Origin of the sequence: Nocardia grenadensis (genome assembly GCF_050942415.1) — a bacterium.
GTDB lineage: Bacteria > Actinomycetota > Actinomycetes > Mycobacteriales > Mycobacteriaceae > Nocardia > Nocardia grenadensis.
The window spans coordinates 209,260-223,386 of record NZ_CP192054.1 but is presented as its reverse complement, the minus strand read 5'-3'; the positions used below and the strand labels follow the sequence as shown (position 1 = coordinate 223,386).

The 14,127-nt window shown below is 67.7% G+C and carries 11 protein-coding genes and 1 pseudogene; 3 read left to right on the top strand and 9 right to left on the bottom strand.

Translation table 11 applies throughout. The annotated features are described in order from the left end of the window. The first annotated feature begins 39 nt into the window (after nt 1–39). Nucleotides 40–777 carry an RDD family protein gene (locus tag ACQPYS_RS01000; protein ID WP_084480429.1) on the top strand — a complete coding sequence of 246 codons (738 nt, stop codon included), beginning with the start codon at nt 40–42 and terminating at the stop codon, nt 775–777. 12 nt (nt 778–789) lie between these two features. On the opposite strand, the gene ACQPYS_RS00995 is transcribed toward ACQPYS_RS01000, so the two are convergent. After that, nucleotides 790–1,314 carry a DUF4190 domain-containing protein gene (locus ACQPYS_RS00995; protein ID WP_063035209.1) on the bottom strand — a complete coding sequence of 175 codons (525 nt, stop codon included), beginning with the start codon at nt 1,312–1,314 and terminating at the stop codon, nt 790–792. 37 nt (nt 1,315–1,351) lie between these two features. Between ACQPYS_RS00995 and ACQPYS_RS00990 the strand changes: the two genes are divergently transcribed. Next, nucleotides 1,352–2,125 (top strand): queuosine precursor transporter, encoded by a 774-nt coding sequence (locus tag ACQPYS_RS00990; protein ID WP_084480428.1) that lies wholly within the window; start codon nt 1,352–1,354, stop codon nt 2,123–2,125. A 297-nt stretch (nt 2,126–2,422) separates the two neighbouring features. Here the strand turns inward: ACQPYS_RS00990 and tgt are convergent, their stop codons facing one another. The 5 genes from tgt to ACQPYS_RS00965 all read right to left on the bottom strand — a co-directional run bounded on the left by tgt (nt 2,423) and on the right by ACQPYS_RS00965 (nt 8,776). Then, nucleotides 2,423–3,676 (bottom strand): tRNA guanosine(34) transglycosylase Tgt, encoded by a 1,254-nt coding sequence (gene tgt / locus ACQPYS_RS00985; RefSeq protein ID WP_433491463.1) that lies wholly within the window; start codon nt 3,674–3,676, stop codon nt 2,423–2,425. Between the two features lie 160 nt (nt 3,677–3,836). Then, the gene (locus ACQPYS_RS00980; RefSeq protein WP_433491462.1) at nt 3,837–5,744 is read right to left on the bottom strand and encodes an ABC transporter ATP-binding protein; all 1,908 of its coding nucleotides are present in this window, start codon (nt 5,742–5,744) and stop codon (nt 3,837–3,839) included. A 133-nt stretch (nt 5,745–5,877) separates the two neighbouring features. Then, nucleotides 5,878–7,611, bottom strand: a complete 1,734-nt coding sequence (locus ACQPYS_RS00975; RefSeq protein WP_431939466.1) for an ABC transporter ATP-binding protein — start codon at nt 7,609–7,611, stop codon at nt 5,878–5,880. Then, a complete protein-coding gene (locus ACQPYS_RS00970; protein ID WP_063035204.1) occupies nt 7,605–8,138 on the bottom strand; it encodes an RrF2 family transcriptional regulator in 534 nt (177 codons plus the stop codon). The genes ACQPYS_RS00975 and ACQPYS_RS00970 overlap by 7 nt, the downstream gene beginning before the upstream one ends. Before the next feature lie 47 nt (nt 8,139–8,185). Further along, nucleotides 8,186–8,776: a TetR/AcrR family transcriptional regulator gene (locus tag ACQPYS_RS00965; protein ID WP_433491461.1), complete on the bottom strand. Its 591-nt coding sequence runs from the start codon at nt 8,774–8,776 to the stop codon at nt 8,186–8,188. Nucleotides 8,777–9,031: 255 nt separating this feature from the next. Between ACQPYS_RS00965 and ACQPYS_RS00960 the strand changes: the two genes are divergently transcribed. Beyond that, nucleotides 9,032–11,419 (top strand): MMPL family transporter, encoded by a 2,388-nt coding sequence (locus ACQPYS_RS00960; RefSeq protein WP_433491460.1) that lies wholly within the window; start codon nt 9,032–9,034, stop codon nt 11,417–11,419. Nucleotides 11,420–11,705: 286 nt separating this feature from the next. On the opposite strand, the gene ACQPYS_RS00955 is transcribed toward ACQPYS_RS00960, so the two are convergent. The 3 genes and pseudogenes from ACQPYS_RS00955 to ACQPYS_RS00945 form a co-directional block, all read right to left on the bottom strand. Continuing rightward, complete coding sequence (locus ACQPYS_RS00955; protein ID WP_433493163.1) at nt 11,706–12,506, bottom strand: maleylpyruvate isomerase family mycothiol-dependent enzyme; 801 nt, start codon at nt 12,504–12,506, stop codon at nt 11,706–11,708. Beyond that, nucleotides 12,483–12,905: pseudogene (locus ACQPYS_RS00950) on the bottom strand (very short patch repair endonuclease); the annotation flags it as partial. The pseudogene ACQPYS_RS00950 and the gene ACQPYS_RS00955, both read right to left, overlap by 24 nt. Beyond that, the gene (locus tag ACQPYS_RS00945; protein ID WP_174551669.1) at nt 12,902–14,035 is read right to left on the bottom strand and encodes a DNA cytosine methyltransferase; all 1,134 of its coding nucleotides are present in this window, start codon (nt 14,033–14,035) and stop codon (nt 12,902–12,904) included. The pseudogene ACQPYS_RS00950 and the gene ACQPYS_RS00945, both read right to left, overlap by 4 nt. Nucleotides 14,036–14,127 lie beyond the last annotated feature (92 nt).

Sequence of the window (14,127 nt, the reverse complement as noted above, 5' to 3'; positions counted from 1 at the left end):
CTGCGACCAGGTCTTCGGATTCGAGTTCAGGCAGGCGAGATGACCAGTGGCGGGTACGACCCCAGCAACCACCCCCAGGCCGGGCAGCCGTACGGGCAGCCCCCGCAGTACCCGCAGCCCGGGCAGTACGCTCCACAGCCGGGCCGGTATGCGCCACAGCCGGACCCGTACGCTCCCCAGCCGCCGCACTACAATCCGCCGCCCGGACAGCCGCAGCCACAGCCCTACGGTCAGCAGGCCCCTCCCGCCCCTCCGGCCCAGCCGGCTCCCCGCTACCAGCAGACGGTGTTCCCGGAGGCCCAGTACGGCGGCCAACAGTACGGGCACTATCAGCCCGCGTTCGGCGTCCCCGGAAACCTGTGGCCGCGGTTCGCGGCCCGCCTGATCGACAATCTCATCATCGCCCTCCCACTGGCCCTGCTGCTGAACTTCGTCCTCATGCCGAACATGACCGGTCTCACCGGGCCGGCGGTCAGCTACGCCATCATCTTCGCGGTCACCCTGGTGTACTACGTGCTCATGGAGTGGAAGACCGGCGCCACCCTCGGCAAGAAGATCCTGGGCCTCAAGGTCGTGGCACCGGACGGGGCGCCCGCCGTCCCGCCGCTGCTCGCGCTGAAACGCAATATCTTCCTGGCCGTGTTGATCGTGCCCTGTGTCGGCTGGGTGGCCGGGGCCGCACTCATGCTCTACACGGCCGCCACCCTCGACAAGAACCCGAACCGGCAGGGCTGGAACGACAAACTCGCGGGCGGCACCCAGGTCATCGCGGCCTGAGTACCCGGCGGGTCAGGCCCCCGCGGCGCTCGCGACGATCATCACCACGAACCAGATGACGCCCAGGGCGATCAGGCCCACCCCGATCCAGATACCGGCGAGCGCCATCCCGCGGCCCTCCTGGCCGCTGTCGCGGATCTGATTGAGCGAGATGACGCCGAGGATGATCCCGACGATCGAAGTGGCGCCGCAGGTCGCGAAACCGGCCAGCGAGGTGACCAGCGAAGCGATGGCCAGGCCGTTCGTACCGCGGTTGGCCGGATAACCGTAGGGCTGGTAGCCCGCCGGATACCCGGCCCCCGGCGCGCCGTAGGGCGCGTAGGGCGGTGGTCCGGGGTAGGGAGCCGCGGGCGGCGGGGTCGCGTACGACGGTTGCCCGTGCGGCGGTGCGGGGGACCCGGCCGGGGTGGAGGGGTACTGCGGTGCCGACGGATAACTCGAAGGTTCGGACGGATGCTGCCCGGCAGCGGGGTCCGACGAAACGCCCGACCCCCCGTACTGCTTCCACCACTCGTCGGATTCACCGGGGTTCGTCATGACTACAGCCTATTCGAGAGTTTGATTGGATAGTCGGGTGGAAGATTCGAACAAAACCCCTTTACCCGGCAAGTCTGGACACCCCGCGCCCGCGCATGCGGCCCACGCACAGGTGGCGCGGGGGTACTACACACCGATCGTCGTACTGTTCACCGCAACACTCATCGTCTCCAATATCTGCGCGACCAAGGGGGTGCAGTTCTTCGCCGGCAGTTCGCTGACCCTCGGCCCGTTGGAGATCCTGCCGATCACCACCGATGCCGCGTTCTTCCTGTTCCCCCTCGCCTACATCGTCGGCGACGTGCTCAGCGAGGTCTACGGATTCCGTGCCACCCGGCACGCTGTCTTCTATGGTTTCGCCGCACTACTGCTGACTGTTATCTGTTTCGCCGTCGCGATCCGGCTGCCCGCCGCGGTGTTCTACGAGAACCAGGAGGCCTTCCGCAGCGTCATCGGCACCACACCGCAATTGGTGGCGGCCGGTCTGGCCGGTTACCTGGTCGGTCAGCTGCTCAACTCCGCGACGCTGGTACTGATCAAGGAACGGACCCGGGAGAAGTATCTGTGGGCGCGGCTGATCGGCTCGACGGTGGTCGGCGAACTCGCCGATACGCTGATCTTCTGTTCGATCGCCGCCACGGCCATCGGTATCGACAGCTGGGGCCAGTTCGTCAACTATGTGATCATCGGGTTCCTGTGGAAAACGCTCTGCGAGGTGCTGGTCCTGCCGGTGACCTATCAGGTGATCGCGCTGCTCAAGAAACACGAACCGACCTACGCCCCGAGCGACGCCGCCCCGCTGCGCTCCTGATCCGGACCTGTTGTGCCCGGTCACCGCGCCGGGCACAACACATTCCGGTCCGCACTCGGCAACCACCGTCCGGCACGGCCGCACCCACTTATGTCTACTTCGGTTCGTCCGCGTTCCCGGTCGGAGCCCGCCCCGACTCCCGGACCGACGGAGCGCGTGCGGTCGGCCGTCCAGAGAGTGGCGACCTTTGAGCACCGACAATGGTTGTGCACCTACCGCGGCGGAACAAGGTGCACGTCAGCACTCATCTTCAGTCTTCTCCGGATGGTCGGCATCCGCAGTCGGAGGCCGCCGATGTTACGGCGCGGTGATGCGGCCCTGCCAGCGGCCGAGGGCTTCGGCGCGGTACTCGTCGAAGTAGCCCCCGTCGATACTGGCCCGGATACGGTCCACGAGCCGGATGGTGAAGCGTTCGTTGTGGATCGTGCACAAGGTGGAGGCCAGCATCTCCTTGGCCTTGAACAGGTGGTGGATATAGGCGCGGGTGTAGTTCGCGCAGGTATAGCAGTCGCAGGTCTCGTCGATGGGAGTGAAATCCCGTTTGAAGCGCAGGGTGTCGATATTGAACCGGCCGGCCTCCACATAGATGCCGCCGTTGCGGCCCACCCGGGACGGATTCACACAGTCGAAGGTGTCCGCGCCGGCCTCGATGGCGGCGAACATATCCTCCGGTTCGCTGATCCCGAGCATATGTCGGGGCTTGTCCTCGGGTAGTTCGTCGCAGCACCAGCCGACGATGGTGCCGAGATTGTTCTTCTCCAGCGCCCCGCCGATCCCGTATCCGTCGAAACCGGTTCCCGCGGTGCCGCGGATCTCGGCCAGGTCCCGGGACGCCTTGCGCCGCAGGTCCTCGTATTGCGCACCCTGCACAACCGCGAAAAGCGCCTGGTAGGGACGGTGTACGCGTTCGGCGGTGAGCCGCTCGTGCTCATCGATGCACCGTTGCGCCCAGTCGTGCGTGCGCCGCACCGATTTCTCCTGGTACCCACGGGTGTTCATCAACGTGGTGAGCTCATCGAAGGCGAACATGATGTCCGCGCCGAGCTGGTGCTGGATCCCCATCGAAACCTCCGGGGTGAAGCGGTGCCTCGACCCGTTCAGATGCGACCGGAAGGTCACCCCGTCGTCGTCCACGGTCGCCAGGCGTTCCTTGCCCTTGGCGATGACGTCGTCGCTGCGCACGTCGACGGTCTCCATGGCCAGGACCTTCTTGAATCCCACCCCCAGCGACATGACCTGGAAGCCGCCGCTGTCGGTGAAGGTGGGCCCCGGCCAGTTCATGAAGGCCGCCAGACCGCCGGCCTCGTCGACGATATCCGGGCCGGGCTGCAGGTACAGGTGGTAGGCGTTGGCCAGTAGCGCCTGCGCCCCGAGTTCCTTCATAGCCTCCGGCAGGACCGCCTTCACGGTCGCCTTGGTGCCGACCGGGATGAAGGCGGGGGTCGCGACGGTTCCGTGCGGGGTACGCAGCACCCCCGTGCGACCGTGCCGCCCCTCGAGGCGGGTACCGACACTGAACGAGAATCCGACGCCATCCGACACGGCCGACATCCTCTCAGGCAGTATCTACTGGTCACGAGCGAGGGCCCCACATGGCCACGCTGCGCTACCTCCTCCGGGCGCGACCCGCTCATGCCGGGGTCCATCGGCGTGACCGGGTGCCCTGCACGCTTCCGCTGCGCGGCTCCTCCGAGCCCGGCCCATGCCGGGGTCAGGCGTCGACCGCGGCCGCCGCGAACTGGGCGCTGTAGAGCCGGTAGTACGCGCCCCCGCGCGCCAGCAGATCCTCGTGCGCCCCGGTCTCCACGATCCGGCCCGCCTCCATCACCACGATCAGGTCGGCGTCGCGGATGGTGGACAGGCGGTGCGCGATCACGAAACTGGTCCGGTCGCGCCGCAGTTCCGCGGTGGCCTGCTGCACCAGCAGTTCGGTCCGCGTATCGACAGAGCTCGTGGCCTCGTCCAGCACCAGGATGGCCGGTTTGGACAGGAAGGCCCGCGCGATGGTGATGAGCTGTTTCTCCCCCGCGCTGACCCCGGTGCCCTCCTCGTCGATCACGGTGTCGTACCCGTCCGGCAGGGCATGCACGAACCGGTCCACGTAGGCCGCTCGGGCGGCGGCGAGAATATCGTCGTCACTCGCGGTCGGGTCGCCGTAGGCGATGTTCTCCCGAATGGTGCCTTTGAACAGCCAGGTGTCCTGCAGCACCATCCCGATCCGCGAACGCAACTGCTCCCGGCTCAACGCGGTGATATCGACCCCGTCGATGGTGATCACCCCGGAGTCGAGTTCGTAGAACCGCAGCAGCAGGTTGACCAGCGTGGTCTTGCCCGCGCCGGTGGGTCCGACAATGGCGACCACATGTCCGGGTTCGGCGACCAGCGAGAGGGCCTCGATGATCGGCGTCTCCGGTTCGTAGCGGAAGGAGACGTCGGCGAACTCCACCCGGCCGCGTTCGGGCGGGCGGGTGACCTTCTCGGCCGGGTCGGGGCTCTGTTCCGGAGCGTCGAGTATCTCGAAGATCCGCTCCGCCGAGGCCACCCCCGACTGCAGCAGGTTGGCCATGGCGCCGATCTGGGTGAGCGGCTGGCTGAACTGGCGCGAGTACTGGATGAAGGCCTGCACCTCGCCCAGCGACAGCTGACCCGAGGCGACCCGCAGCCCGCCGATCAGCGCGACCAGCACGTAGTTGATGTTCCCGAGGAACATCGACGACGGCATGATCAGGCCGGAGACGAACTGCGCCCGGAAACTGGACTTGTAGAGATGGTCGTTGCGCTCGTCGAACTCGGCGCCGACCTGCTTGCTGCGGCCGAACGCGGTGATCACCTCGTGCCCGGTGTAGGCCTCCTCCACCTGGGCGTTCACCAATCCGGTGTATTTCCACTGGTCCACGAAATGCGGTTTGGACCGTTTGGCGATCTGGGCGGTCACCACCACCACCGCCGGCACCGTCAGCAGGGCGACCAGTGCCAGCAGCCACGAGATCCAGAACATCATGCCGAGGATGCCGATCACCGAGAGCACCGAGATGAGCAACTGGCTCATGGTCTGCTGCAGGCTCTGCGAGACATTGTCCACATCGTTGGTGACCCGGCTGAGCACATCGCCGCGGGGCGCGGAGTCGAAGTAGCTCAGCGGCAGCCGGTGGATCTTGTCCTCGACATCGGAGCGCAGCCGTTTGATGACCCGGTTGATCACATCGTTGAGCAGGAAGGCCTGCAACCAGCCGAACACCGCGGCGCCCAGGTAGAGCGCGAGCACGAGCGTCAGCACCCGCCCGACCGCGTCGAAGTCGATGCCGACACCTGGTACGACATCCATCCCCGACAGCATATCGGCCATGGTGTCCTGCCCCTGGGCCCGCAGGCCGGCGATCGCCTCCTCTTTGCTCACGCCCGAGGGCAGCTGCCGGCCGACGACTCCGTCGAAGATCAGGTTGGTGGCCTTGCCGAGCAGGTACGGCCCGGCGATATTGAGCACCACCGAGACGATGCCCAGCCCGATGATCACGCCCACCCGCACCCGCTCCGGCGCGAGCCGCCGCACCAGCCGTTTCAGCGAAGGTTTGAAGGATTTCGGTTTGGCGTCCGGAGCTCCCGGCGTTCCCGGCCTCACAGCACCTCCTCCGATGCGAGCCGATGCGGTCGGCGGACGCCACAACGTCGGCGGAACTCGCGCAGTGTCGCGCCGCCTCGTGGCGGTTTCATCCGGTCCGCGGAGGGCGCGGCGAAGGTTTCGCAGTATCGCATCATCGCGCCTCCTCCACACTCAGCTGGGATTCGACGATCTCGCGATACTCCGCGCAATCACGCAGCAGTTCCTCATGGGTACCGACGCCCGCCATCTCACCGTCCTCAAGTACGACGATCCGGTCGGCGTCGCGAATGGTGGCGATCCGCTGGGCCACGATGATCACCGCGGCATCCGCGGTCGCCGGGCGCAGGGCCGCGCGCAGCCGCGCGTCGGTGGCCACATCGAGCGCGGAGAACGAATCGTCGAACAGATACACCCGGGGCCGGCGTACCAGGGCCCGGGCAATGGCCAGCCGCTGCCGCTGCCCGCCCGAGACCGTGGTCCCGCCCTGCGCGACCGGGGTCTCCAAGCCCTGGGGCATGGCGCGTACGAAGTCGGCGGCCTGGGCGATCTCCAGGCAGCGCCACAGTTCCTCGTCGGTGGCGTCCGGATCGCCATAGCGCAGGTTGCTCGCCACCGTGCCGGAGAACAAGTACGCCTTCTGCGGCACCAGCCCGATCCGCGACCGCAATTCGGCCAGATCGAGGTCGCGCACATCGGTGCCGCCGATCTCCACCGTGCCCTCGCTGACGTCGATGAGGCGGGGGATCAGATTCAGCAGGGTGGTCTTACCGGACCCGGTGGAACCGACGATCGCCGCGGTCTCCCCCGGACGCACCGCGAAATCGATTCCGCACAGCACCGGTTTCTCGGCACCGGGGAAGCTGAACGCGGCGTCGCGCACCCGCACCTCGGCGGGATCCCCCAGGAACGGCTTCGGCAGGTCCGGTGAGCGCACCGACGACGGCGTGTCGAGGACCTCGGAGATCCGGTCGGCCGAGACCGCCGCGCGCGGGGCCATCATGGCCAGGAACGACGCCATCATGACGGCCATCAGGATCTGCATGATGTAGGAGAGCAGCGCGGTCAGCGAGCCGATCTGCATCTCGCCCGCGTCGATGGCCTTTCCGCCGAACCAGATCACCGCCACCGAGGTGACATTGCTGATCAGCATGACCGTCGGGAACATGAGCGCCATCAACCGGCCCACCCGCAGCGAGATATCGGTGAGGTCGTTGTTGGCCACTCCGAACCGCCATGTCTCGAGCGGCTCCCGGACGAAGGCGCGGACCACGCGGATCCCGGTGATCTGCTCACGCAGCACCCGGTTGACCTGGTCGAGCCGGGTCTGCATCTGCCGGAACGCGGGCACCATGCGGGCAATGATGAAACCCATGCTCAGCGCCAAGGCCGGCACCGCGATCAGCAGCAGCCAGGACAACCCGAAATCTTCGCGCAGCGCCATGACGATGCCGCCGACGCACATGATGGGCGCCATCACCGCCACGGTCGCCGCCATGACGATGAGCAGCTGGACCTGCTGGACATCGTTGGTGTTGCGGGTGATCAGCGAGGGCGCACCGTACATCCCGACCTCACGCGCCGAGAAGGCCCCCACCCGGTGCAGCAGCGCGCCGCGCAGGTCACGGCCCGCGCTCATCGCCGCCTGCGCGGCCAGGAACACCGAGGACGCGGAGGCGATGATCTGCACCCCGGAGACCAGCAGCATCCGCAGCCCGGCCGTCCAGATGTAGCCGATATCGCCCTTGGTGACCCCTTCGTCGATGAGGTCGGCGTTCAGACTCGGCAGGTACAGCATCGCGATCACCGAGATCAGCTGTAGTACCACGATCCCGGTCAACTGTTTCCGGTACGGGCCCAGGAAACCACGGAGCAGTCGGATCAACATGATGACCGCACGCTACCGTCTGTCCCGGTGGGACGGCCTGTGATTTTCGGCGGCTCGGTGCGGTGCGGTTCGCGGCGCACCCAGGCGCCGGGGTCGGCGGTGAGCGTCCCGATGAATTCCGGTAGACCGTTCGCGGCGATATCGGCCAGGCTCACGTTCTCCAGCACCGCACGCAGGTTGACCCGCAGCGCGATCCACACCTGTAGCAGCGGTTCGGCCACCCCCGCGTACTGCACTTCTTCGGGCCGCAGGCCCCGTACCGAGGCGAGCGGGCCCTCGAGCGCACGTATGACGTCGGCGATGGAGATATCGGCGGGCGGGCGGGCCAGCCGGTAACCGCCGTCGGGGCCGCGCCGGCTGGTCACCAGCCCGGCCCGGCGCAATTCGGCCAGGACGCTCTCGAGCACTTTGGGTGGTATGCGCTGAGCTGCCGCGATGGACTCCGCCTTCACCGCGACAGCCTGGTCGGATGCCGTGATCTCGAGCAGGGTCCGCACGGCGTGATCCACCTTGGCGGTGATGTGCACGACTGACCTGACCTTTCGCTGTGCCGGGGCACGATGACGCGACAAAACTAGTCGGCGCCGAGTTGGAGAACCGCGAGCGCCGCGTCCAGCAGCGTCGCCTCCACCACATCATCTCCTGCGTCCTGTGCGACTTCGTTGGAAATAAGCGCGACGGCGAGGATTTCCATGGCGGCGCTCGCCCGTAGCAACCGGACCGCGCTGGGTTCGGGCCCGGCGAGCCAGTTCCGGAGCGCCTTGTTGGCGTCCACGATCACCGGATACTGGTCGGCCAGCGCGTTGACGATGGCCACGGCATTGCGCAGCATCATCTCACCCGCGTCGCGGTGGCGGATCATGGCCCGGATATAGGACTGCAGCACAGTCCGGCGAGTGGCGGCGTCCGACGGCATCTGCTCGACTTGCTCGGCGAGTGCGCGCAGCTCGTCGAGGAGCGGGTTGACGATCGCCACGAGCAGTTCCAGTTTCGAGGCGTAGTGATAGTAGAGCGACGGCTTTGTGATTCCGACCGCATCCGCGACCTCGCGCAGGCTCGTCTCTTCGTAACCTTTGGCCACGAACAACTGTACGGCGGCGTCCAGGATGGCCCGCTTGGTATCTCGACCTGCGGTAACGTGGTCGCCAGTTCTGCGATTCGCCATGCTCGGCCCCTTCTCGTTCTTCCGGTGACAGGCGTGGTCGGCACCGGAAGTCGAGCTTGTTCCTCCACTTAACCTACCGGTAGCCTACCTACCGTACGGTAGATAATCTGGCGTCCACCGTGTAGGCGGATCCACCGGCTCCTGGCACGCAAAAGCGTTCGGCCCGCGCAGCCCCGGTCCGCGATAGCGACGTCGGCCGTCAGCTCGTCACGCGCAATGACCAAACCGTCCCGGCCTCACTAGGAGAAATCCCTCGTGTCCGTATTCCTGTACAGATGGGGAAAGTTCGCTTTCCGCCGGAAATGGATAGTGCTGCCCGTCTGGGCGCTGATCCTGGTACTGCTCGGTGGGGCGGCAGCCTCGCTGTCGAAGCCGTTCCAGGACAGCTTCGAGATGCCGGGACTACCGTCGGAGAAGGCCACCGGCATCCTCGAGGAACATATGCCGCAGATGGCGGCGATGTTCAGCATCGATGCCATCAACGGCACCTATGTGATCGCGGCCCAGAACGGCAAACTCACCGACGAGCCGAATATGGCCGCACTCGACGCACTGGTCCAGCGGCTGAACGAGCTCGACATCGTCGACCACACCGAGCAGGCCGTCAACCCGGTTCTCGCCACCTCGATGATGCCCGCCAGCCAGGAAGCCGCCAAGGCCCAGGCGCAGGCCGCGGCCGGACTCGCGCCCGGTGAGGCCCCGCCGCTGCCGGAGCCGAACTGCCTCGACGGTCAGGGTTCCCCGGAGTTCAAAGGGCTGTGCGGCGGCGCTCCGCTGAACGTGCTCAACGAGAAGAACCCGGAAACCGTCGCCGTGCTCGACGTGAAATTCACGATGCCGAGTTTCTCCGATATCACCGAGGAGAACCGGCAGGCCGCCGAGGCCATCGCCCAGCAGGGCCGCGACGCCGGCCTGACCGTGGAGTTGACCGGCGCCATCGCCCAGACCCAGGTCGAATCAGGCCAGGCCGAGATGATCGGTATCGGGGTCGCGCTGATCGTCATGATCATCGCCTTCGGCGCCATCGTGGCGGCGTTCGTCCCGATCGTCACCGGCATCGTCGGTGTCGCCTGCGCGGGCGCGCTCATCCTCACCGGCACCTCGCTGACCGAGGTCCCGACCTTCACCCCGATCCTGGCCTCCATGATCGGCCTGGCGCTGTCCATCGACTACGCGCTGTTCATCGTCTCCCGGTACAAACACGAGCTGGTGGTCCAGGACTCGCCCGAGGAGGCCGCGGGTGTCGCGGTCGGCACCGCCGGTTCGGCCGTGGTGTTCGCCGGACTCACCGTGGTGATCGCCCTGCTCGGGCTGTCGGTGGTCGGTATCGGCTTCCTCACCATGATGGGTATCGGCGGGGCCATCGCGGCCGGGTTCGCGGTCTTGGCCGCTATAACCCTGATGCCCGCGCTGCTCGGCGCGCTCGGCCGCTTCCTGTTCAAGCCGAAACTGCCACTGGTCGCCCAGCACGATCCCGAGGATGACGATTCGGTCACCAACGGGATGCGTTTCGCTCGGATCATCGCCCGGGTGCCGGTACTGACGCTGGTGGCGAGCGCGATCGTGCTGGGCGCGCTCGCGGCCCCGGCCACTCAGCTGAACCTGGGCCTGCCCGGCGGCGACAGCATGCCCGAGGACTCCTCGGTGCGTAAGGCCTACGAATTGCAGACCGAGGGCTTCGGCGAGGGCAAGAACGGCGCACTCGTGGTCGCGGTGGACCTCTCCGAGACCCCGCAGGATCAGCGCGACGCCGCGCTGACCGCCCTGCGGGACAAGTTGGCGGGCTACGACGGCGTGGACTACCTGAGCGTCGCGCAGCCCAGCCAGGACGGGCAGGCGGCGCTGTTCCAGGTGGTACCCGATTCCGGCCCGAACAGTGCCGAGACCCAGGACCTGGTGGCCCACGCCCGGGATGCCGAGGCCGCGCTGAAGACGCAGTACGGCATGGAATACGGCGTCACCGGCCAGACAGCCATCTACGCCGACATCAACCATGTCCTGCTGGCCAGCATCATCCCGTATCTGGCGATCGTCGCCGCGGCCGCGTTCGTGCTGCTGCTGCTGGTGTTCCGGTCCATCCTGGTACCGCTCACCGCCGCGCTGGGCTTCCTGTTGTCGATGGCCGCAACCTTCGGCGTCACGGTGCTGATCTTCCAGGAGGGCGCCTTCGGCCTGGTCAAGGACACCCATCCGATCATCAGCTTCCTGCCCATCGTGCTGATCGGCCTGGTATTCGGATTGGCGATGGACTACCAGGTCTTTCTGGTGACCCGGATGCGCGAGGAGTACGTGCACGGCAAGGATCCGAAGGCGGCGATGGTCAGCGGCTATCACCACGGGGCCCGCGTGGTCACCGCGGCCGCGATCATCATGATCTCGGTCTTCGGCGGCTTCATGCTCTCGCCGGACATCACCTCCAAGTCCATGGGCTTCGCCCTGGCGGCGGGTGTGTTCTTCGACGCCTTCCTGGTGCGGATGGTGCTGATCCCCTCGCTGCTGGCCCTGCTGGGCAAGTGGGCCTGGTGGATGCCGGCCTGGCTGGACCGGATCCTGCCGGATATCGATGTCGAGGGGACGAAGCTGCGGGAACTCCAGCAGCGCGCCAAAACCCCCGCGGCCGAATCCGAACCCGCTGGAGTCTGATCCACCGGTATCTCCGGAAAACGGCCGGCGTCCGCAATGGACGCCGGCCGTTCCCGTTCCCGGCCACTCTCCGTTCCTGCCACGGGGAAGGCCCACCCCACTCCGGTCGGATGGATGCACTCCACGCCGGTCGGACGAGTGCACTCCACGCCGGGCGGACGAGTGCACTCCACGCTGGTCGTACAGTCCCCTCCGCGCCAGGTGGACAGTCCCTGCGCCGCCGGGTGGACAAGCCCACTCATAGCCGGGCAAACGGATGCATTCAGCGCCGGGCAAGCAGTTCCACTCAGCGCCAGGCGGGCAGTTCCGGCAGCGGCTGCGGCAGCGCGCTGTCCGCACCACGGCCCAGCAGCCAGGCCAGCAGCGCCGACGCCGGCCCCGCCACGACCTGCTCCGGCTCCCCCGCTCCGATGATCGCCGTGAAACCCGTATCGGTCGCATCGACGGCGAAGGACCGCACGCCCGCACGCCCGCCCAGGTCGACGGCGGCCTCGGCGAGCAGTTCGGCCACGAAATCCGCCGGCCAGTGCGCGTGGGTGTAACCGGCGTCCAGGTCGAGGTGGTGGATCAGGATCTCCTGCAACCGCATCCACGGGATCCGGGTCGCCTCGACCGGTGTCCCCTGCCTGGTCCGGACCTCCGTCCGCCACTGCTCGGCGGAGAGCACTCCGGCCATCCCGGCCAGCCGGTCGGCCGACTCCACCAGGTCGGCGCGCTGTTCGGCGAGCGGACGCGGCGCACCCGCCGCGATATCGGAGTCCCGCAAGGCGGCGCTGGCGTACTGCGGCGTCTCCACCCCGGTGTGGGCCCAGAGCAGCAGATTGACCAGGCTGTCGGCATTGCGGGACAGATGGGTCAACACATGGCCCCGGGTCCAGCCCGGTAGCGCCGACGGAGCGGCGACCGCCGCGTCGTCCAGAGTGTCGACGGTGGCGAGCAGCGCGCGGGTGGCGTCGGTGACCGCCTGCGTCCGCGCGGTGAGCAGTTCGATGAAATCGCTGGGCACGGCTCCGACCCTACTTCCGGGATATGTCTGAATCCCAGCGGTTTCCGGGCCCGTCGGATCTTCCCCCAGGGCCGCCTGCACCCGGTCGGCGGCCCGCACCGGATCCTCGTGTTCCCAGATCCGGACGACCTGCCAGCCCGCCGCGCGCAATGCCGCGTCGGTGGCCCGGTCCCGCGCGACATTGCCGGCCAGTTTCTCCGTCCACCAGGCGGCATTGTTCTTCGGGTCGGTGGCATGGTCGGGACAGCGGTGCCAGAAACAGCCGTCCACATAGACCGCGATCCGCCGGCGCGGGAACACCACGTCCGCGCGGCGCCGCTGCCCCCGGATCGGCGCGCGGTCCACGAAGTAGCGCAGGCCCCGCCGATGCAGTTCACGACGCAGTGCCAGTTCTGGGGCGGTATGCGCGCGCCGCTGCCGCGACATCCGCGCACTGGTCGCCGCGTCGGTCGGCGGACGCCACGAGCCGTCGCCGGTCATGCCGCCCAGCCTCCCATCCGATCCAGGTGGGCCTGCACATCGTCGAGGAACCCGGCCGGGAAACGCAGCGACCCCATACCGGTGCGGCGCAGGAAACCAGCAGTGGCCCGCGCCGACAGCAACTGCGTGTCGGTGAGGAAGAAGCGCAGGTCCTCGTAGTGGTCGTGCACGGGCCACGGCGAGATCGGCACCTCGAACGCCGCCCCGGCCCGGCCCCACGCCGCGCCCGGCCACGGACTGCCTGGCGGCAGCGGGATATGCCCCGGGATCGGCTCGGCCGGAGTACGCAAACGGGAGCCGACCCACGCCGCCATCCGCACACTCACCGCATTGCCCACCAGTTTCCAGCGCTGTCCCGGCCGGAACCCCGGCGCGTCCAGCGCCGGTTCGGTCCAGCCGGGCGCGAAGCCCTGCAACCGCTCCCCGTCGGTGATCCCCGGCGTGACGATCTCCCCGGACGGCAGCCGCACCGCCGGCGGGCTGGCGATACCGAGACCCGATCCACCCTTCAACGTCGGGACGGCGTTGACCACCCAGCCCAGGCCGCGCACACCCTCGGTCCAGTAGAAGCCGCACGGATCGTCCTCCGGGGAACCCAGCAGTCGCGGCCCGGCGTCGTCGGCGAACAACACCGTGCGCGGATCCTCGGTGCGCGAGGCCAGCATGATCACCCGGTTGCGTCGCTGCGGCAGGCCGAAGGCGCGCGCGTCCACCACCCGGTAGGCCCAGGTGTAGCCGAGTTCGTCGAGGGCCGCGGTGATATGGCGCATGGCCGCCCCGCGGCCGAGTTGCAGCATGAACGGCACGTTCTCGATGAGCAGCCAGCGCGGCCCACGTTTGCGCCGGACCAGCCGGAACACATGGTCGACCAGACTCGATCGGGTTCCGGTGATACCCGCGGTGCGGCCCGCCTGCGACAGGTCCTGACACGGGAAACCCGCGGCGACCAGTTCGGTATCCGGCGGCAGCGCCCGCAGCCGGGTGATATCGGTGTGCAGTTCGGCATCGGGGAAGCGGCTCGCCAGCACCGCCCGTGCGCCCGGGTCGATTTCACAGAGCAAAGTCGTTTGCCATCCGTGCGCCGACAGCCCGAGTTCGAGACCTCCGATCCCGGCGAAAAGCCCCACCATTCGCGCGCCCGCCACGAAGTCCTCTCTCCATCCGGTCCGGCTCCCGAAGGGAGATTACTCCGCGGATTCTTCCGGCTTTCCGGGTCGCGGTG

Bases quoted from the DNA above. Each gene is read 5' to 3' on its own strand.
- ACQPYS_RS00945 (WP_174551669.1), bottom strand. From the start codon at position 14,035: ATGGTGGGGCTTTTCGCCGGGATCGGAGGTCTCGAACTCGGGCTGTCG.
- tgt (WP_433491463.1), bottom strand. From the start codon at position 3,676: ATGTCGGCCGTGTCGGATGGCGTCGGATTCTCGTTCAGTGTCGGTACC.
- ACQPYS_RS00995 (WP_063035209.1), bottom strand. From the start codon at position 1,314: ATGACGAACCCCGGTGAATCCGACGAGTGGTGGAAGCAGTACGGGGGG.
- ACQPYS_RS00975 (WP_431939466.1), bottom strand. From the start codon at position 7,611: ATGTTGATCCGACTGCTCCGTGGTTTCCTGGGCCCGTACCGGAAACAG.
- ACQPYS_RS01000 (WP_084480429.1), top strand. From the start codon at position 40: ATGACCAGTGGCGGGTACGACCCCAGCAACCACCCCCAGGCCGGGCAG.
- ACQPYS_RS00965 (WP_433491461.1), bottom strand. From the start codon at position 8,776: ATGGCGAATCGCAGAACTGGCGACCACGTTACCGCAGGTCGAGATACC.